Annotated in this window: 17 protein-coding genes; 11 read left to right on the top strand and 6 right to left on the bottom strand. The window is 62.7% G+C overall.

What is annotated here, in order from left to right:
- Positions 1-121 precede the first annotated feature (121 nt).
- Positions 122-721, top strand: a complete 600-nt coding sequence (phaR, locus tag SFY93_RS07500; protein WP_089262652.1) for a polyhydroxyalkanoate synthesis repressor PhaR — start codon at positions 122-124, stop codon at positions 719-721.
- Positions 722-809: 88 nt separating this feature from the next.
- A complete protein-coding gene (locus SFY93_RS07495; protein ID WP_309947817.1) occupies positions 810-1,331 on the top strand; it encodes a methylated-DNA--[protein]-cysteine S-methyltransferase in 522 nt (173 codons plus the stop codon).
- A gap of 168 nt (positions 1,332-1,499) precedes the next feature.
- Here the strand turns inward: SFY93_RS07495 and SFY93_RS07490 are convergent, their stop codons facing one another.
- The gene (locus SFY93_RS07490; protein WP_320446609.1) at positions 1,500-4,295 is read right to left on the bottom strand and encodes a [protein-PII] uridylyltransferase; all 2,796 of its coding nucleotides are present in this window, start codon (positions 4,293-4,295) and stop codon (positions 1,500-1,502) included.
- A 271-nt stretch (positions 4,296-4,566) separates the two neighbouring features.
- On the opposite strand from SFY93_RS07490, the gene SFY93_RS07485 reads away from it, so the two are divergent.
- The 5 genes from SFY93_RS07485 (at position 4,567) to SFY93_RS07465 (ending at position 8,691) form a co-directional block, all read left to right on the top strand.
- The gene (locus SFY93_RS07485) at positions 4,567-5,541 is read left to right on the top strand and encodes an aliphatic sulfonate ABC transporter substrate-binding protein (RefSeq protein WP_089262656.1); all 975 of its coding nucleotides are present in this window, start codon (positions 4,567-4,569) and stop codon (positions 5,539-5,541) included.
- Positions 5,542-5,642: 101 nt separating this feature from the next.
- A complete protein-coding gene (locus tag SFY93_RS07480) occupies positions 5,643-6,485 on the top strand; it encodes an ABC transporter permease (protein ID WP_320446608.1) in 843 nt (280 codons plus the stop codon).
- A complete protein-coding gene (locus tag SFY93_RS07475; RefSeq protein ID WP_320446607.1) occupies positions 6,485-7,264 on the top strand; it encodes an ABC transporter ATP-binding protein in 780 nt (259 codons plus the stop codon). Before SFY93_RS07480 ends, SFY93_RS07475 begins: the two co-directional genes overlap by 1 nt.
- A gap of 57 nt (positions 7,265-7,321) precedes the next feature.
- A complete protein-coding gene (locus tag SFY93_RS07470) occupies positions 7,322-7,831 on the top strand; it encodes an OsmC family protein (RefSeq protein WP_089262662.1) in 510 nt (169 codons plus the stop codon).
- Positions 7,832-7,893: 62 nt separating this feature from the next.
- Positions 7,894-8,691 (top strand): hypothetical protein, encoded by a 798-nt coding sequence (locus SFY93_RS07465; protein ID WP_320446606.1) that lies wholly within the window; start codon positions 7,894-7,896, stop codon positions 8,689-8,691.
- A gap of 100 nt (positions 8,692-8,791) precedes the next feature.
- Here the strand turns inward: SFY93_RS07465 and mutS are convergent, their stop codons facing one another.
- On the bottom strand, positions 8,792-11,515 hold the full coding sequence (gene mutS / locus SFY93_RS07460; protein WP_320446605.1) for a DNA mismatch repair protein MutS: 2,724 nt from the start codon (positions 11,513-11,515) through the stop codon (positions 8,792-8,794).
- Positions 11,516-11,749: 234 nt separating this feature from the next.
- Between mutS and pcaF the strand changes: the two genes are divergently transcribed.
- From pcaF to pcaG, 3 genes are read left to right on the top strand one after another with little or no spacing between them, the layout of a single operon-like run.
- Positions 11,750-12,958, top strand: coding sequence for a 3-oxoadipyl-CoA thiolase (gene pcaF / locus SFY93_RS07455; RefSeq protein WP_115031344.1), 1,209 nt, complete (start codon positions 11,750-11,752; stop codon positions 12,956-12,958).
- 60 nt (positions 12,959-13,018) lie between these two features.
- A complete protein-coding gene (gene pcaH, locus SFY93_RS07450) occupies positions 13,019-13,720 on the top strand; it encodes a protocatechuate 3,4-dioxygenase subunit beta (RefSeq protein WP_320446604.1) in 702 nt (233 codons plus the stop codon).
- Positions 13,720-14,301, top strand: a complete 582-nt coding sequence (pcaG, locus tag SFY93_RS07445; RefSeq protein WP_320446603.1) for a protocatechuate 3,4-dioxygenase subunit alpha — start codon at positions 13,720-13,722, stop codon at positions 14,299-14,301. The genes pcaH and pcaG overlap by 1 nt, the downstream gene beginning before the upstream one ends.
- A gap of 47 nt (positions 14,302-14,348) precedes the next feature.
- On the opposite strand, the gene SFY93_RS07440 is transcribed toward pcaG, so the two are convergent.
- The 4 genes from SFY93_RS07440 to SFY93_RS07425 all read right to left on the bottom strand — a co-directional run bounded on the left by SFY93_RS07440 (position 14,349) and on the right by SFY93_RS07425 (position 18,556).
- Positions 14,349-15,920: a DHA2 family efflux MFS transporter permease subunit gene (locus SFY93_RS07440; protein WP_320446602.1), complete on the bottom strand. Its 1,572-nt coding sequence runs from the start codon at positions 15,918-15,920 to the stop codon at positions 14,349-14,351.
- A gap of 4 nt (positions 15,921-15,924) precedes the next feature.
- Entirely contained in the window at positions 15,925-17,076 is a 1,152-nt protein-coding gene (locus SFY93_RS07435; RefSeq protein ID WP_320446601.1) for an HlyD family secretion protein, read from the bottom strand.
- Positions 17,069-17,548 (bottom strand): MarR family winged helix-turn-helix transcriptional regulator, encoded by a 480-nt coding sequence (locus SFY93_RS07430; protein WP_320446600.1) that lies wholly within the window; start codon positions 17,546-17,548, stop codon positions 17,069-17,071. Before SFY93_RS07430 ends, SFY93_RS07435 begins: the two co-directional genes overlap by 8 nt.
- A gap of 162 nt (positions 17,549-17,710) precedes the next feature.
- Positions 17,711-18,556, bottom strand: a complete 846-nt coding sequence (locus SFY93_RS07425; protein ID WP_320446599.1) for an outer membrane protein — start codon at positions 18,554-18,556, stop codon at positions 17,711-17,713.
- 486 nt (positions 18,557-19,042) lie between these two features.
- On the opposite strand from SFY93_RS07425, the gene SFY93_RS07420 reads away from it, so the two are divergent.
- Complete coding sequence (locus tag SFY93_RS07420; RefSeq protein ID WP_320446598.1) at positions 19,043-19,798, top strand: helix-turn-helix transcriptional regulator; 756 nt, start codon at positions 19,043-19,045, stop codon at positions 19,796-19,798.
- Positions 19,799-19,801 lie beyond the last annotated feature (3 nt).

Genomic DNA, 19,801 nt, shown 5'->3' with positions numbered 1-19,801 from the left:
ACGCACAAAACGGTAGCCGAGCCCCTTTGAAAGTGCTTACTTTATTGCATTGCGTTGTTCGACAACCTTATGGCGCGCTGCCGTAAGGTTCCCTGTCCTCGGTCCGTATGTGTGAGCCCCCATGGCGAAATCAGATCAACCCACGACAATCAAAAAATATGCGAACCGCCGGCTTTATAATACCGGAACAAGCACTTACGTGACGCTTGAAGATCTCGCTGCGATGGTGAAGGACGGCGAGGATTTTCTCGTCTATGACGCCAAGACCGGCGACGATATTACCCGCTCGGTGCTGGCCCAGATCATCTTCGAACAGGAAAACAAGGCTGGCCAGAATCTCCTGCCAACCACTTTCCTGCGCCAGTTGATCCGCTTCTATGGCGACAGCATGCAGATGGTGGTGCCGAAGTATCTCGAGCAGTCCATCGACAGCCTGACGCGCGAGCAGGAGAAATTCCGCAAGCAGATGACGAACACGTTCAGCATGACGCCGTTCGCGCCACTTGAGGAAACCGTTCGTCGCAACATGGAATTGTTTCAGCAGACCTTCGCGATGTTCAAGCCGTTCGTGCCGCCGCGCGGTGGCGCTGCGTCGCCGGAGCCGGAAAAGGCGCCGGAGCCGACCGCTGAGCCTGCCGACACCATGGATGACCTGCGTCGCCAGATGAAGGAAATGCAGGAACGCCTCGAGCGCATGTCGCACGAGCCGAAGCCGGAATAATTCGCGGCTCACTTATCGGAAATCGGAATGACGCCGGCCGTAGCTACACCTACGGTCGGCGTTTCCATTTGATGAGCGCAACATCGCCATGGCGAAGCAACCCACCCCACTCACTCTCGACCGGCTCGACACCCCGATCGGCATCGCGCTGCTGGTGACGAACCACGGTGGCGCACTCTGCGCACTCGACTGGATCGATTACGAAGAGCGCTTGCTGACTTTGCTGCGTCGTTACTATGGGACGGTCGAACTGACCGAGAACTCGGCACCATCCGAGATCCGCAGTGCACTCTCACGCTATTTCGACGGCGACCTCGACCAGCTCGATGGCATCACCTGCCACATCCCCGGCACGCCGTTTCAGAACCGCATCTGGACGGCACTGCGAAAAATCCCTGCAGGCAGCACACTCAGCTACGGCACGCTGGCCGCGCAACTCGGCGTGCCCAATGCAATGCGCGCGGTCGGCCATGCCAATGGCGCCAATCCCCTGAGTGTCGTCGTGCCCTGCCACCGCCTGATCGGCGCCAACGGTTCGCTCACCGGCTATGGCGGCGGCATCGCGCGCAAACGCTGGCTGCTAGAGCATGAGGGTGTCGTGGTGAAGTGACATACTAACCTCGCCCCGCTTGCGGGGAGAGGTCGCTTTCCGCATGCGAAGCATGTGGGAGGCGGGTGAGGGGGACTCTCCACTCGCTCCGAGCTTGCTGAGAGCCCCCCTCATCCGTCGCGGACTTGGTCCGCGCCACCTTCTCCCCGCAGGCGGGGAGAAGGAAGATCACGCCGCCGGCTTCTCCGCGATATCGCCGTTTGCCAGCAGATGGATCAACGCGCGCTTGATCGCAGCCTGACGCGTCGGGGCATTGATCTGCGCTCCAAGCAAATCGGTGACGTAGAACACGTCTCGCGCGCGCTCGCCGAAGGTCGCGACATGCGCCGAAGCGATGTTGAGGTTGAGCTTCGAGATCGCCGTGGTCAGTTGATACAACAGACCCGGCCTGTCGAGGCCGGAGACCTCGATCACGGTGTAGCGATCTGACCACTGGTTATTGACGATAACTTCCGGCTCCACCGTGAAGGCCCTGATCTTGCCCTTGGTCGAGGCGCGCTTGGCCACGGTTTCCGGCAGCCGCACCTTGCCTTCGAGCACGTCCTCGATCATGTCGCCGATCCGTGTTGCACGGCGGCCTTCGTCGTCATCGCGATCGTATTCCCGGGAGATCGCGATGGTGTCCAGCGCGCGGCCATCGGTTGTGGTGTAGATCTGCGCGTCGACGATATTGGCACCGGCTGCGGCGCATGCGCCGGCGATGATCGACAGCAACCAGGGATGGTCGACGGCCAGAATCGTGAGCTCGGTGACGCCGCGGGCTTCATCGAACCCGACATTGATCGCGAGCTTGTGCCCGGCCTCTTCCGATGCGCGCAGGAAACGAGCATGGCGAATTTTGCGGTCGAGCTCGACCTTGAGCCAGTAGGCCGGATAGTGCCGCAGAATATAGGCGTTGAGATCCTGCTCGGGCCACTCGGTGAAGGCACGGCGGAATTCCGCCTGCGCCGACGCGATGCGCTGTGCGCGATTGACCTCGGAGAAACCACCGGTCAGCACCGGCTCGGTTTCGTAATACAGCGTCCGGATCAGCTGCGCCTTCCAGCCGTTCCAGACGCCGGGACCGACGCCGCGGATATCCGCGGTGGTGAGGATCGTGAGCAGCTTCATCTGCTCCACCGACTGCACCACGGCGGCGAAATTCTCGATGGTCTTGCTATCCGACAGGTCGCGCGACTGCGCCACCGTGGACATCGTCAGATGCTCTTCGATGAGCCACGCAACGAGATCGGTGTCGGCGGCGTTGAATCCGAGCCGCGGGCACAGTCGCCGCGCGACCTTGGCGCCGGCGATGGAGTGATCCTCCGGACGCCCCTTGGCGATGTCATGCAGCAACACTGTGATATAGATCACCGCCCGATGTTCCGGGCGGATCTTACGCATCAGATCGCTGGCGACAACGAACTCGTCATTCCCGCCGCGCTCGATCTCCTGAAGGATGCCGACACACCGCAGCAGATGCTCATCCACCGTATAGTGATGATACATGTTGAACTGCATCATCGACACGATGCGGCCGAAGGCACGAATGAAATGACCGAGCACGCCGGTCTCGTTCATCCGCCGCAGCACGATCTCGGCATTATCCGAGGTCAGGATCTCCATGAACAGCGCGTTGGCTTCGGCGTTCTCGCGGATCTCGGGCGTGATCAGCCGGAGCGAGCGCGTCGCGGTCCGCATCGCATCGGGATGGAACGCCAGATTGTGCTTCTGTGCCAACCGGAAGAACCGGATCAGGTTGATCGGGTCCTCCTTGAACACGTCAGGCGCAGCAAGGTTGATGCGGTTGTTGTCGATGATGAACGCATCGCTGTCCGGCAGCCGGCGGCGATGCATCTCGGGCCGCAGCTTGGCCATCATGCGCGTCAGCGCCGGCGCCGGCTTGGCCTGCTGGTCTTCGAGCTTGGCGCACAGGATCGCGGTGAGATCGCCGACTTCCTTGGCAATCAGGAAGTAGTGCTTCATGAAGCGCTCGACGTCCTGCATGCCGGGATGTGAAGTATAGCCGAGGCGGACCGCAATCTCGCGCTGCAGGTCAAAGGACAGCCGCTCTTCCGGCCGTTTGGTCAGGAAGTGGATATTGCAGCGGACCGACCACAAGAAGTCTTCGCAACGCTTGAAGGTGCGGTATTCCTGCGGATCGAACACGCCGCGCGCGACCAGCTCGTTGCTGTCGCGCACCCGATAGACGTATTTCGCGATCCAGAACACGGTGTGCAGATCGCGCAGGCCGCCCTTGCCGTCCTTGACGTTGGGTTCGACCAGATAGCGCGACTGGCCGCCGCGGCGATGGCGCTCCTCGCGTTCGGCGAGCTTGGCAGTGACAAATTCCGCGGCGGTGCCCTGCACCACTTCGGCATCGAAGCGCGTGACCAGTTCGTCGTAGAGAGCCTGATCGCCGGTGAGGAAGCGCGTTTCCAGGATCGCCGTGCGGATCGTCATGTCGCCGCGCGCCTGGCGGATCGATTCATCCACCGAGCGCGTGGCGTGGCCGACCTTCAGGCCCATGTCCCACAGGCAATAGAGAATGACTTCGGCGACCTGCTCACCCCAGGCGGTCTGCTTGTAGGGCAGGATGAACAACAGATCGATGTCGGATTCGGGCGCCATCAGCCCACGGCCATAGCCACCGGTGGAGACCACCGCCATCCGTTCGGCACCAGACGGGATTGGCGAATGATAGAGATGCTTCGTCGCCGCGGCGAACAGCATGCGGATGATTTCATCCTGCACGTGGCAGAGCTGCTCGGCACAGCGTCGGCCGTGGCGGTCCTTCAACAGGACGGCCTCGGCGGCTTCACTGGCCTTGAGCAGTTCGGCCTTCAGCAGCTTGGCGACGGCGGCGCGAAACAAATCGTTCTTGCCGCGATGCTGCGCTGCAAGCGCATCGATCTCGGCGGTAATCCGCGTCGTGTCGAAGTCGGTTTCGGTTGTCGGTCTGTCTTGTGTAGCAACGCTGTCCATGAACAACCCGGATATCGGACGGCGCAAGCGCTGTCACGGTGATTGTAGCCCCACAGCTAGTCCATGCTGCCTTTTGCGCAATCCGGGCAACAACGTTCTCGCGGCGGTATCCTTGGCGCATCATATCTTCTCGTTGACGAAACGCCATAACTAATTGAAATTAAAGAACGTTTTCGCACAGAGAGCGACCCCAGCATGGTGCCATGACGCCCGCAGGATGCAAGTCGCCTTCGAACCTCACGTTTCGACAGTTCATCAGGGAGAGACCAGAATGTTCACGATGTCACGGCGCGCTGTCGCCGGTCTGATTGCTGCGGCTGCACTGCTGCCCGGAGCTAGCTTCGCCGCCGAACCGCTCAAGGAAATCCGGCTCGACTGGGCGACCTACAATCCGGTCTCGATCATCCTCAAGCAGAACGGCCTCTTGGAGAAGGAATTCGCCAAGGACGGCGTGAAGATCACCTGGGTACAGTCGGCCGGCTCCAACAAGGCGCTCGAATTCCTTAATGCGGGGTCCATCGATTTCGGCTCGACCGCGGGCTCCGCTGCGCTGGTGGCGAAGATCAACGGCAACCCAATCAAGTCGGTCTACGTCTATTCGCGTCCGGAATGGACGGCGCTGGTGACCGGCAAGGACTCTAAGATCGCCTCCGTCGCCGACCTCAAGGGCAAGCGGGTCGCGGTGACCCGCGGCACCGATCCCCATATCTTCCTGGTCCGCGCTTTGCTCGGCGCCGGCCTCACCGACAAGGACATCACGCCAGTTCTGCTGCAGCATGCCGACGGCAAGGCCGCGCTGATCCGCGGCGACGTCGATGCATGGGCCGGTCTCGACCCGATGATGGCGCAGGCCGAGGTCGAGGACGGCGCCAAACTGTTCTTCCGCAAGCCGGACGCCAACACCTGGGGCATCCTCAATGTGCGCGAGCAATTCCTGAAAGATTATCCGGATGCCGCGCGCCGCGTGCTCGCCGTCTATGAGGAAGCCCGCAAATATTCGCTGGAGAATTATCCCGAGCTGAAGAAGGCTTTCATCGGCGTCACCAAGCTGCCCGATGCCGTCGTCGACAAGCAGCTCAAGGAACGCACCGAACTGACCCATAGCCGCATTGGCGCACCGCAGCGCGAGTCGATCCTCGCCGCAGGTCTCGCATTGCAGCAGGCCGGCGTGATCGACGCCAAGGTCGATGTGAAGGCGACGGTAGATGCACTGATCGACGATCAGGTCCCGCTGCCAAAGAGCTGACGCTCTCGCATCTGCGAAGCCACCCTTCACCCTCCCCGCAAAGGGAGGGTGAAGCTTTTGAGTATCTTGCAAACCAAATCGAGACGCGCTTCAGCTATGCCATGACGCTCGACACGACCGCACCCGACGTAGCGGAGACCCGTGAGAAATCCGCATCCAACAGGCGTTGGCAGCGTTTCGCGCGGCCAACGCTCGGCGTTGTGCTCCCGCTCACACTGGCGCTGGCATGGGAACTGGCCGTCTGGTCCGGCTGGTCGAACGGCCGGCTAGTGCCGCCGCCGTCGCGCGTCTTCGCCACCATTATGGAGCTCGCCCGAAGCGGCGAACTCTGGCGCCATATCACCACGACGCTGTCGCGCGTTGCCGCAGGCTTCGGCCTCGGTGTCGTCGCCGGCACGCTGCTCGGCGCTATCTCCGGCTATTGGGGAATCGCGCGGCGACTGCTCGATCCCACCGTTCAGGCGCTGCGCGCCATCCCATCGATCGCCTGGGTGCCGCTGTTCATCCTGTGGCTCGGCATTTTCGAGACCTCGAAGGTCGCGTTGATTGCCGTCGGCGTGTTCTTTCCGGTCTATCTCGGCGTGATGGGCGCGATCCTCTCGGTCGATCGCAAGATCGTCGAGGTCGGTCGTACCTTCCGCCTCTCTGGCCCCGCCATGATCCGCCGCATCCTGCTGCCTGCGGTGCTGCCGGCCTATGTTGTTGCACTTCGCGTTGGCCTCGGGCTCGGCTGGATGTTCGTGGTTGCCGCCGAATTCATGGGCGCCTCCGAAGGGCTCGGCTATCTCCTGATCGACGGCCAGCAGCTCGGCAAGCCCGCGCAGATCCTCGCCGCCATCACCATTTTCGCATTGCTCGGCAAGACCACCGACTGGCTGATCGAATTGATCACCACGCCACTGCTGCGCTGGCAGGATGCGTTCCGTCCGGGCGGAGAGACCTGATGCTCGCGCTCGACAAGGTCGGCAAGACCTATCCCAACGGCGTCCATGCGCTGGAGCGCTTCACCGCGCAAATCCCGCAGGGCGAAATCGTCGCCATCATCGGTGGCTCCGGCTGCGGAAAATCGACACTGCTGCGCGCCGTTGCGGGGCTCGATCGCGCCTCGACCGGCAGCATCCGCATCGACAATATCAATATCAGCGCGCCGCATGAGAAGATCGGCATCATCTTTCAGGAACCGCGGTTGCTGCCGTGGCTCAGCGTCGCCGACAATATCGGCTTCGGCCTGTCCGAGCTTCCTGTCGCCGCACGCCGCGAGAAAGTCGCGCAGGCCCTGGCGCGCGTCGGCCTGTCGGATAAAGCCAAGGCATGGCCGCGCGAATTGTCCGGCGGGCAGGCGCAGCGCGTCGCCATTGCCCGTGCATTAGTGCCGCAGCCGGAAGTACTCCTGCTCGACGAACCATTCTCCGCGCTCGACGCCTTCACGCGCCGCGATCTGCAGGATCATCTGCTCGATCTGTGGGTCGATACGCGCCCGACGCTGATCCTTGTCACGCATGATGTCGACGAAGCCGTGGTGCTGGCAGACCGCGTGCTGGTGATGCGGCCGAGGCCGGGTCGGCTGTTCGCCGAGATCGATGTCGGCCTTGCGCGCCCCCGCGACCGTGCCTCGCCGCTGTTCGACGCGGTGAAGCGCCGCGTGCTCACCGCACTGGATCGATCGCTGGATCGTGACGTGCCCGACAGCGCACCTGCCGAGACGGTCGGCGCGTGGTGGTGACAACATCACCGCAGGCGAATAAAAGCTGCAACTAACAAAATCTCAGGGAGAGATATCATGGACGCCGCCGCGCTTCGCGCCACCCAGGCCCCCATCAAAGAGCTCTACAAGACCGATCCCAAGGCTGCCTTCATCACGCTCAAAGCCAAGGGCTCGATCGACAATGACGGCATCGCCTGCAAGGTCGAGACCGGCCGGCAGATCGCAGCCGCTGGGCTGCATCCGGCCACAGGCGGCTCCGGCCTCGAACTCTGTTCGGGCGACATGCTGCTGGAAGCGCTGGTGGCCTGCGCCGGCGTGACGCTGAAGTCGGTGGCCACCGCGGTCGAAATTCCGCTGAAGTCCGGCAATGTGACAGCCGAGGGCGATCTGGATTTCCGCGGCACGCTCGGCGTCGACAAGGAAGCCCCGGTCGGCTTCGCCGAAATCCGCCTGCGCTTCGACGTCGATACCGACGCGCCGCAGGACAAGCTCGATCTGCTGCTGAAGTTGACCGAGCGTTATTGCGTGGTCTACCAGACCATCAAGCATGGCCCGAAGGTTTCGGTGTCTCTCAACAGGGTGTAAGCAGGCCAGACGAGTCCCACCAAGGAAAGAGGAGGCCAAGCACCCCCTCTCGTCAGGCTGCCATGTCCCCCGAACTTGCCTTCCTCCTGACGCTCACTTTGCGCATGGCGATCACCGCCGCCTTCGTGATTACCGCTTCCATCATTACCGAACGATCCGGCCCGGTGATCGGCGCATTGGTGGCGACGCTGCCGATCTCGGCAGGACCTTCCTACGTTTTTCTCGCACTCGATCATGACGCCGCCTTCATCGCGCAGGGCGCGCTGGCCAGCCTGCCGATCAATGGCGCGACGATGTTCCTCGGATTGACTTACGTTTTGCTGGCGCAACGCCACAGTGTGATCGTCAGCCTCGGCACCGCCGTGCTGGTGTGGTTCGCCCTCGCCCTGCTGGTGCGGCAGTTCGAATGGACTTTGCTTGGCGGCATCGCGGCCAATGTCGCGGCCTTCGGCATCTGCCTGCCGCTGATGGCGCGGTTTCGCCATGCGAAGATGCCGCTCATCACCCGGCGCTGGTACGATATCCCACTGCGCGCCGCACTCGTCGCGACACTGGTCGCCACCGTGGTGACGCTGTCCTCGACCATCGGCCCGACCGGCAGCGGCATTCTCGCGCTTTATCCCGTGGTCTTCACCAGCCTGATGCTGATCCTGCATCCGCGCATCGGCGGCCCGCCCACCGCCGCCGTGATCGCCAATGGCGGCTGGGGCCTGATGGGTTTCGGCATTGCGGTGGCCGTGATGCATGTCACCGCCACGCGCTTCGGCTCGGTGGTCGCCCTGAGCCTCGCGCTGGCGACTTGCGTGGTGTGGAATCTCGGCCTGTGGTCGTGGGGACGCAGACGCGCGCGCTCCATTTGAAACGCCGTCATGGCCGGGCTTGTCCCGGCCATCCACGTCTGTCTTCGCTGATCGAAGGCGTAGATGCCCGGCACAAGGCTGGGCATGACGATAGAGAATGTTACTTCGGCAGTTTCGCCTTCAGCGCATAGAGCGCATCCAGCGCCTCCCTTGGCGACATCTCGTCGGGATGCAGCGCCTTCACGGCGTCCATCAGCAATTCCGCCTCCGACGGAGGAGCCGCCTCGACCGGTGCACGCGCTGTGATCGCGAACAGCGGCAGGTCATCCATCAGCGCCTTGGCGCTCTGGCCGCGGTCCTGCGCTTCGAGCTTGGCCAGCACCGACTTCGCGCGCGCGATCACCGCGGGCGGCAGGCCCGCGAGTTTGGCGACCTGGATGCCGTAGGAGCGATCCGCCGAGCCCGGCAGCACCTCATGCAGGAACACCACGTCGCCGTGCCATTCCTTCACCCGCACCGTCGCATTGAACAGCCGCGGCAATTTTGCAGAGAGCGCGGTGAGCTCGTGATAATGCGTCGCGAACAAAGCGCGGCAACGGTTCGACTCGTGCAGGTGCTCGATCGCGGCCCAGGCGATCGACAATCCATCGAAGGTCGCGGTGCCGCGACCGATCTCGTCGAGGATCACGAGCGCCCGTTCGGTCGCCTGATTAAGGATGACCGCGGTCTCGACCATTTCGACCATGAAGGTCGAACGCCCGCGCGCGAGATCGTCGGCGGCGCCGACGCGCGAGAACAGCCGGTCGACGATGCCGATGCGTGCGCGCGACGCCGGCACGAAACTTCCAATTTGTGCCAGCAACGCGATTAACGCGTTTTGGCGCAGGAAGGTCGACTTACCCGCCATGTTCGGACCGGTGATCAGCCAAATCTGCCCGGACTTCTGCCCCGGCCCCGGCGAGAGATCACTGGCATTCGCGATGAAGGGTTGACCATCGCGGCGCAGCGCCTGCTCGACCACCGGATGCCGGCCGCCTTCGATGGCGAACAGCAGCGAGTTGTCGACGTCTGGTCGCACGTAATTGTCGTCGACCGCGAGCTTGGCCAGCGCGGTCGCCACATCCAGCAGTGCGAAGGCATGCGCCGCAGCGCGCAGGTCTTCCGAGGCCTCGGCGACCATGCCCGACAGACGCTCGAAGATTTCGAGCTCGAGCCCGAGCGCACGGTCGCCGGCATTGGCGATCTTGGCCTCGATCTCGCCGAGTTCGGAGGTGGTAAAGCGCACCTGCCCTGCCAGCGTCTGGCGATGGATGAAGGTCGCGTTCAGCGGGGCCTGCATCAACTTGTCGCCATGCTGCGCGGTGACTTCGACGAAATAGCCGAGCACATTGTTGTGGCGGATCTTGAGACCCTTCACACCGGTGTCGTCGGCATACCGCGCCTGCATCGCAGCGACCACGAGGCGCGAGGCGTCGCGCAGATTGCGGGTCTCGTCGAGCGCGGCCTCGAAGCCTTCGCGGACAAAACCACCGTCGCGCTTCAGCAGCGGAAGATCGTCGGCCAGTGCGCGGGCGAAGGTCGCCGCGAGCTCACGCGATGGCCGGCGCAGGCCGGTCATGGCGGCGGTGATATCCGCTGGCAGATTGTCGATGGTGCCGAGGCGCGTCAGCACCTGATCGGCGGCAAGCACACCATCACGCAGGCAGGCGAGATCGCGCGGACCGCCGCGGCCGACCGAAAGCCGCGCCAGTGCGCGCGACATATCAGGCGCAGACTTCAGGGCCGAGCGCAGATCGTCGCGCAGCCCGCTGTCGGATACGAAACTCGTGACCGCATCGAGTCGGCGGCCGATCGCCACTTCATCGGTCAGCGGCGCGGCCAGCCGCTGCGCCAGCAGGCGCGAGCCGGCGGCGGTCACGGTGCAGTCGATGGCATCGAGCAACGAGCCCTTGCGTTCGCCTGATAGTGTCCGCGTCAGTTCGAGATTGGCGCGGGTGGCGGGATCAATCGCCATGGTGGTGCCGACCGCCTCGCGGGTCGGCGGCGACAGCGGTACGCGTTTGCCAACTTGCGTACGCTCCACATAGGTGACGCAGGCGGCAGCGGCGGTCGCTTCCAGCCGCGACATGGCGCTGAGGCCATCCATGGTGGCGACGGCAAAATAGTCGCATAGCCGGCGCTCGGCGGTGGCGCCGTCGAACACGTCGCGGGTCAGCGGTGTCACCGCCGGCAATTCGCGCAGCAATTGAGCGAGATCGGGATCGCTGTAGAGCGCATCCGTGACGATCACTTCATTCGGATTGATGCGCGCCAGTGTCGCGCCGAGTTCGCCGGTCGCGCATTCGGTGACGATGAATTCTGCAGTCGAGATGTCGATCCACGCCAAACCGATCCGGTCGCCGCCGCTTGAGCCCTTGCTGCGCGCTATCGCCAGCAGATAGTTGTTGGCGCGGGCGTCCAACAAATTCTCTTCCGTCAGCGTGCCCGGCGTGACCACGCGGACGACGTCGCGCCGAACCACGCTCTTGCCGCCGCGCTTCTTCGCCTCCGCCGGATCCTCCATCTGTTCGCAGACGGCAACGCGGATTCCGAGTGCGATCAGCCGGTGCAGATATTCATCGGCGCGGACCACCGGCACGCCGCACATGGGGATATCCATGCCCTGATGCTTGCCGCGCTTGGTCAGCACGATGCCGAGGGAACGCGAGGCAAGCTCGGCGTCCTCGAAGAAGATCTCGTAGAAATCGCCCATCCGGTAGAACAGCAACAGGCCGGGATTGGCGGCCTTGATCTCGAGGTACTGTTCCATCATCGGAGACACCTTTGCGGCGTCTTCAACGCGGGGAGCGGGTTCTGGGGCGGTAATGGGCTGCTGGATCGTCATGGCGGCGGACGCTAGCAAATTTTGCCCGGCCGATCCCATCCGCGGCTGTCGCAATCGGTAGTTTTCCCCACCGCCGCGAGACAGTTGACAAGTCAACTGCGATTTCATATCCGCAATTCTAAGGACAACGCTGCCATCCAGCAGCGGCATTTGACCGGGTCAGCGGGGCTTCCTAAAAACACCGCGAAAATCCGGCAATCGAGCGCGGATGGAGTCCCCCCAGGGAGAGAATTGATGAGCGATGTCTTTATTTGCGACGCCGTCCGCACCCCCATCGGCCGTTTCGGCGGCTCCCTTGCCAAAGTCCGCGCCGACGACCTCGCCGCAGCTCCCATTAAGGCCCTGATCGAGCGCAATCCCGGTGTGGATTGGAGCGCCGTTGAGGAAGTCTATTTCGGCTGCGCCAACCAGGCCGGTGAAGACAACCGCAACGTTGCCCGCATGGCGTCGCTGCTGGCCGGCCTGCCGGACTCGGTTCCCGGCGCCACGCTGAACCGCCTTTGCGCATCCGGCCTCGATGCCGTCGGTGCCGGCGCCCGCGCCATCCGCGCCGGTGAGATCGATTTCGCCATTGCCGGCGGTGTCGAATCCATGACCCGTGCGCCATTCGTGCAGGGCAAGGCCACCGAAGCCTTCTCCCGTTCGGCGGAAATCTTCGACACCACCATCGGCTGGCGCTTCATCAACCCGCTGATGAAGGAAAAATACGGCGTCGATGCGATGCCTGAGACCGGCGAAAACGTCGCGCAGGATTTCCAGATCTCGCGCGCCGACCAGGACGCCTTCGCCATCAACTCGCAGCAGCGCGCCGGCAAGGCGATCGCAGCGGGTTACTTTGCGGAAGAAATCATCCCGGTGATGGTGCCCGGCGGCAAGGCCGGTCCGATCGCCGTGGACAAGGACGAGCATCCGCGCCCCGAAACCACGCTGGAAGGCCTCGCCAAGCTGCGCCCGATCGTCCGCAAGGACGGCACGGTCACCGCTGGCAACGCTTCGGGCGTCAATGATGGCGCCTGCGCCATGATCCTCGCTTCGGGCGCCGCGGTCGAGAAGCACGGCCTCAAGGCCCGCGCGCGTATCCTCGGTCTCGCCTCGGGCGGCGTCGCGCCGCGCATCATGGGCATCGGCCCGGTGCCGGCGACCAAGAAGCTGATGGAGCGTCTCGGCCTCAAGATCAGCGACTTCGACCTGATCGAGCTCAACGAAGCCTTCGCCTCGCAAGGCATCGCGGTGCTGCGCCAGCTCGGCGTCAAGGAAGACGCTGACTTCGTCAATCCGCATGGCGGCGCGATCGCACTCGGCCATCCGCTCGGCATGAGCGGCGCCCGCCTCGCGATGACTGCCGTGCACGGCATGGAGAAGCGCGGCGGCAAGCTCGCGCTCGCCACCATGTGCGTCGGCGTCGGCCAGGGCGTCGCCATGGCGATCGAGAAGCTGAACTAACAACGACGTTTTCAAGACTGCCGCCGCGGGATCCGCGGCGGCCAAAAAGGGAAAACCAGCATGACGCTAATCTATCCCGTCGAGAGCAATGCGGCGCACGCGCCGCGCCTTTCACCTGGCTACAAGAGCACCATCAAGCGCGCGCCGCAGAAGCAGCGCATCCTGATGCCGCACACGCTGTCGGAACTGACCGGTCCGGTCTATGGCCACGAGACCGTGCGCCCCGGCGATCATGACCTCACCACCATGCATGCCGGCGAGCCGCTCGGCGAACGCATCATCGTGCACGGCACGGTGATGGACGAGGATGGCCGCGGTGTGCCGAACACGCTGGTCGAACTCTGGCAGGCCAATGCCTGCGGTCGCTATGTGCATGTCTGGGACCAGCATCCCGCCCCGCTCGATCCGAACTTCACCGGCGCCGGCCGCACCGTCACCGACGCCAAGGGCAATTACAAGTTCGTCACCATCAAGCCCGGCGCCTATCCGTGGGGCAATCACCACAATGCGTGGCGTCCTGCCCACATTCATTTCTCGGTGTTCGGTCACTCGTTCGTCTCGCGCCTCGTGACGCAGATGTATTTCCCGAACGATCCGCTGTTCCCGTTCGATCCGATCTTCAATTCGGTCACCGACGAGAAGGCACGCCTGCGCATGGTGTCGGATTTCGACCTCGACGTCACCGAGCCCGGCTGGGCGCTGGCCTATCGTTTCAACATCGTGCTGCGCGGCCGCAATGCGACCCCGACGGAGAATCACTGATGCCCGGAATTACCCCGTCGCAGACCGTCGGTCCGTTCTATGCCTACGGCCTGACACCGAACGGCAAATACACCTGGAACGACGCCTTCACCAATAATCTGCTGACGCCCGACGTCACCGGCGACAAGATCCGCATCGAAGGCGTGATCTATGACGGCGACGGCAAGGTGGTGCCCGACGCCGTGCTGGAAATCTGGCAGGCCGACGCGCAGGGCCGTTTCGCCGATCCGCAGGACACGCGCGGGTTGCCGAATTCGAGCTTCAAGGGTTTTGGTCGTTCCGGCACCACCGATGCCGGCGAATATTCGTTCGACACCGTCAAGCCAGGCAGCGTGCCCGGCATCGATGGCAAGCCGCAGGCCCCGCATATCGTGATGGCCGTATTCGGCCGCGGCATGACCATGCAGTCGATGACACGGATCTATTTCGAGGATGAAGCCGCGACAGCGAGCGACGCGGTGATGAACCTCGTCCCCGCCGATCGTCGTGCCACGCTGATTGCGAAGAAGACAGCGCCGGGCGTGTACCGGTTCGATATCCACTTGCAGGGTGACAACGAGACGGTGTTCTTCGACGTGTGATGGGTCACGCGATCGAGACGGAAAAAGCGGCCTGCGGGCCGCTTTTTTTATTCCATCACCGCCGGATGCTCGTCCGCGCCCGGCTTCGCCGCTTGCGCGCGCAACGCCGCCTTGGACGAGCCGATGATCAGCGCCATCGGAATCGCGCAGAGCGTCACCAGCATCACCATCTGATAATCAAGCCCGAAGGCGATGATCGTTGCCTGCAGCGTGACGATGGCGTCCATCACGGCGCGGCCGCTGTCGGTGGCGAGGTTGATCGCGCTGGTCACATTGGGCATCTGCAGCGCGTTGTTGAACGGCGTGACGTGCTCGACCAGCACCGCATGAGCCATCCGGCTATTCGAGGTGAGCTGCGCGATTACGATGGAAATACCGATCGAACTCGCGACATTACGCAGCAATGTGAGCATCGAGGTACCGTCGGTGCGCAGATGATTGGGCAGCGTCAGGAACGCCACCGTGGACAGCGGCACGAAAACGAGACCGAGGCCAAATCCCTGCGCGATCGAGATGATCACGATCTCCGGCACGCCGGTCTGGTCGGTCCACATCGACGTAAAGAACAGCGATACCGACATCAGCGCCATTCCCATCATGATCAGGGTGCGCGCCTCGATATACTTCATGAAGCGTCCGACCAGCATCATCGCCACGAAGGTGCCGGAGCCACGCGTCGCCAGTAGCAGACCTGCCGTGAGGATCGGGTAACCGATCACGTTCTGCAGATAGGGCGACGACAGTGCCATGGTCGAATACAGCACCAGCCCCATGACGGCCATGAACACGCAGCCGCCGACAAAATTCTTGTCCTTGAAGATCGCGAACTGGATGAACGGCTTCGAGGTCGTGAAGGAATGCGCGAAGAAATAATAGAAGCCGATGATCGAGACGATCGCCTCGATGACGATTTCATTGGATTCGAGCCAGCCGAGCTGCTCGCCGCGGTCAAGCGCGAGCTGCATCGCACCGATGCCGATGGCCAGCGCGCCGAAACCGAACCAGTCGAATTTCAGTTCTGCATTGGTCTTGGTCTCATCCATGAAGGCCAGCAGGCCAAACACCGTGACGATGCCGAAGGGCAGATTGACGAAGAACACCCAGTGCCAGGAGTAAGTTTCAGTCAGCCACGCGCCCAATGAAGGCCCCATGATCGGGCCGAGCATCACGCCCATGCCCCAGATAGACATCGCTTTGGCGCGCTCATGCAGCGCGTAGCTGTCGAGCATCACCGCCTGCGACAGTGGCACCAGTGCCGCGCCGAACACGCCCTGCAACAGGCGAAAGCCGACCATCTGGTTGATGTCCTGCGCAAGGCCACACAGCACCGAGGCGACCGTGAAACCCGCCGAACAGACGATGAAGATCTTCTTGCGGCCGAACCGGTTGGCGATCCAGCCGACCGGCGCGGTCATGATCGCCGCAGCCACGATGTAGGAGGTCAGCACCCAGTTGACCTGATCCTGCGACGCCGACAGCGTGCCCTGCATATAGGGTAAAGCAACGTTCGCAATGGTGGTGTCGAGCGCCTGCATGATGGTCGCGGTCATGGCGCAGATCGTCACCATGTTCCGGCGAAAGCCGGGGACCGCGCTGGGAGATGGCGCCGACGTGGTCATCGGATCAGTCCTGAGCCTTTGCCGACGACATGCCAAACAGAGCTGCCAGCGAGCGATGATGCTTGGTATCGATGGTCGTATAGGTGCTCATGCCGGCCTTCAGTCGTTTCACGAAAGGATCTGCATAGTCGAGATAGATCCGCACCGGCACGCGCTGCACGACCTTCACGAAATTGCCTGTAGCGTTCTGCGGCGGCAGGATCGCGAATTGCGCGCCGGTACCGGGGCTCAGCGAACCGACCGTGCCCTTGAAGGCATGGTTCGGGAACGCATCGACATCGATCTCCACGGTCTGCCCGACGGCGATATAGGTGAAATCGGATTCCTTCAGATTGGCATCGACCCACGGCCTGCTGTCGTCGATCACCGTGAGGATCGGCGTGCCGGCCACGGCGTAGCGGCCGAGCTGGATGTTATCGACCTGTGTCGCGACACCGGAGATCGGCGCCTTCAGCACGGTGTGGTCGAGATTGCGCTGCGCCTGATCGAGCGCCGACTGCGCCTGCGCGTAAGGCGGGAACTGGGCTAGCGGCAGATCGGGATTGCCGAGCAACTGGTTCATCGAGGTCGCAAGCTGCTGCCTCAGGAGTTCGAGCTGCGCCTTCGCGGTCACCGCCGCAGTCGCCGCATTGTCGAGATCGAGCTGCGAGCCGAAGTTGCTCTTGACCAGAGTCGACTTGCGTTCGACGTCGCGTTGCTTGAAGTCGACGCCCTGCTGCGCCAGATCCTGCATCTGGCCATAGATCTTCACATTGCTGACGAGGTTGTCATAGGTGGTTTTTGCCTGCGCCAGCTTGGCCTTGGCATCGTCGAGCGCCAGCCGGAACGGGACCGGATCGATCTCGAACAGCACGTCGCCTTCTTTGACATGCTGGCCTTCGCGCACGACGACCTTGTCGACCTTGCCGGAGATATCCGGCGTGATCAGCACCTTCTGCGCACCGACATAGGCGTCGTCGGTGCCGACATAGCGACCGCCCGACAGATAGAAGGCGACGCCGCCAACAAGAACGATGGCAGGCAGTACGACCAGCAGCAACGTTCGCCGATAGCGCTTCAGGAAACCTTTCGCGCCCTGACGCTGCGGCGTCGCGGCGCCATCGGATCCGCCCTCGGGCGCATCCTTGTCCGGAAATTTCAGCACGGGCTCAGCCATAGACTTGTTCCTTGGTCTTTGTGGCTGCGGGGGTCAGCGCAGCGCGGATATTGTCTTTGATGGTTTCGAGATGCGCGACCAGCTGGTGCATGTCGGCCTCGCTCACGCCGTCGAACGCGACCTGCATCAGGTTGCCGCGCAGCACCGCCAGCTTTGCCGTCAGCGGGCGCGCAGCCTCGGTGAGATAGAGGCGCTTGATGCGGCGGTCGGTATCGTCATTGCGGCGTTCGATCAGGCCGCTGTCGCAGAGCTTGTCGATCAGCCGCGTCAGGCTGATCGGCGCCATTTCCATGGCGTCGGCGAGATCGGTCTGTTTTTGGCCCTCATTGCGCTCGACCTTGGCGAGCACCGCCCATTGAGCGCGGGTCATGCCAAACTGGCGCGCTTCCTTGTCGGCTAGCTGTCGCAACATGCGCTGGGTCTCGAACAAGGCGGACAGGAAATCGGTGCCGGTGTCAGGCTGGCAGGACATGGAGGCGCTCCGTAAACTTAGCTTATTATAAGCAAGCTTATGAATAACGCATCGCTGGACGATACGACGCAGCCCCGCGACTAGCGCATGGCTGGATCTTCCAGACAGCAAAAAGCCCGGCTCGAAGGCCGGGCTTGAAGTTTTCGGGAGCTATCGAAAGGATCAGTATTTGGCCACGACGGCCGGACTGAAGGCGTAATTGATGCCTGCGCGGAAGATATGGTCGTGGAAAGCGACCGAGGTCTGGTTGCCGGTGCCCCCGAAATAGGTTGCCGAGCCGACGTCGAGATACAGATATTCGAGTTTGGCCGACCAGTTGGTACCGAACTTCTTTTCCAGACCGGCGCCCAGGGTCCAGCCGACTCGGGTCTGGGATTCCGACAACAGCGTGCCGGGAATGGTCACGGCGGCGCCGGCAGGCGTCGTACCTGCAGAGCCCGGCCCGAAGATCTGGCCCGTCACTGTCGTCTGGGTGGAATACTTGACCTCGCCGACAGCGAGACCGCCGGTACCGTAAAGCAGCAGGTCTGGTGTCGCGAGCAGGCCGACCCGACCGCGGAATGTGGCGAACCACGGGAAGCTCCACGAGCTGGTGGCCGACGTCTGCGTCAACAGATTGAAGTCACCGCCGGGCAAGGTGGTCCGGAGCGAATTCACCGGCGACGTGGCGCTGCCACGTTCACCGGTCCCCTGGATGTCGGCTTCCAGACCGACGACCCATGTGCGGTCGAGCTGCCAGTTGTAGCCGATCTGGCCGCCACCGAGGCCACCATTGACGTCCTGCTTGACCGGCGACGCAAAGGCGGTGCCTGGCAGGAAAGTGGCGTCGCCCTTGCCCCAGCTGTAGCCGCCGTTGAGGCCGACATAGAATCCGGTCCAGTTGATGCCGGGGTCCACTAGAACCGGCGCCTTGGCATACATGCGGGGCGACAGATCGGCGGCACCCGCTGTGGACGAGAGCGCCATGATGGCGAGGCCTGCAGCGGCCAATACGGTGCGTTTCACCATCAGTCTCCTCAACAACAGGTCAACAAAGGCAGGCCGAAGGCCCTGCTTCGATGATGTGTAGTTGAATGAGACATCAGCGACTTGGAACGGACGCGACGCGGCAGGACTGAGTGAGACTAGCACCGCAATTCGTTCTGCTTGTTGCGTTCAGGCCACATGGCGCATCACGAACTATCAAAAGAGAAACCGCCCAAAGACGCAGTAACGCGATGAATATGAACGCGATCCGTACTGGCACGACCAAGATGTAGTTCAATGCTTGCAGGACTGATCCTCGTGACTTCAGGGCCCGGTCCCGAAACGCCCGATTCATCAATCGCGGCTGCTTCCGAAAATCTGCCGACACCGCAGCTCCAATTCGGGCGGCTGACGTTCAACGTCGAGTCCCCTCTTCCGACGGATTGCCCATTTTCAACCAATACTGCATTGCACAGGCTGCCCGGCGCGATTGTTTTTATCGGCACGGGATTTCCGGCGAACGATCGCATGCCGGATGCTGCGACTGCGTCATCGCCCGACGATGTCGTGTTTGCAGTCGTTCTGAAAGGTCGGGCTCGCGCATCGCAGCATGGCCGCGAAGAAATCATCGAGCAGAACCATGCGGTCTTGATGACAACCAGGGACGCCGGTTGGCATACGTCATCTTGTGAGACGCAGCATCTGATCGTTCAGATCGACCGTGCTGCGCTGTCAATCAAGGTGCCGAATCTCGGCGCCTGGCTCATGCGACCTGTCCTCCTGGAGGCTCAGACGTTGCGGCTATTGATGGCGCATTGTCAGGAAGCAATCGACCTCGACGGGTCCGCCCCCACCCATCTTCAACACCATGTCGTGGCCGATCTGTGTAGCCTGATCGCACTTCTGACAATCGGTTGCGAGAACCGCTCCGAGACATCTCCACCTTCCAGCACCCGCATGCTGCGCTTGCAGGCGATCAAGGCAGCCATCGAAGCAGGCCTCGGAAATCACGACCTCTCGGCCGAAACGCTGGCGGCGGCTCAGAAAATCTCGCCGGACTATGTCCGCAAGCTGTTTCGCGAACACGGCCTCAGCCTGTCGGAATATTTGCTCGAACGGCGTCTGGCCCTTGCTCATGCATTGCTACTCGACCCATTGCGGGCCGATGAGCGGATCGGGAAGATCGCGGACGAGGCCGGCTTCAACGATTTGTCGTATTTCAACCGGACATTCCGGCGCCGATATGCCACCTCGCCATCGGATCTGCGCAGAAGCGCGACTTGATCC

It is taken from the genome of Tardiphaga sp. 42S5, assembly GCF_034044155.1.
Lineage (GTDB): Bacteria > Pseudomonadota > Alphaproteobacteria > Rhizobiales > Xanthobacteraceae > Tardiphaga > Tardiphaga robiniae.
Note: the sequence above shows the minus strand (reverse complement) of the source record. Positions and strands in the feature narration are given on the sequence as shown.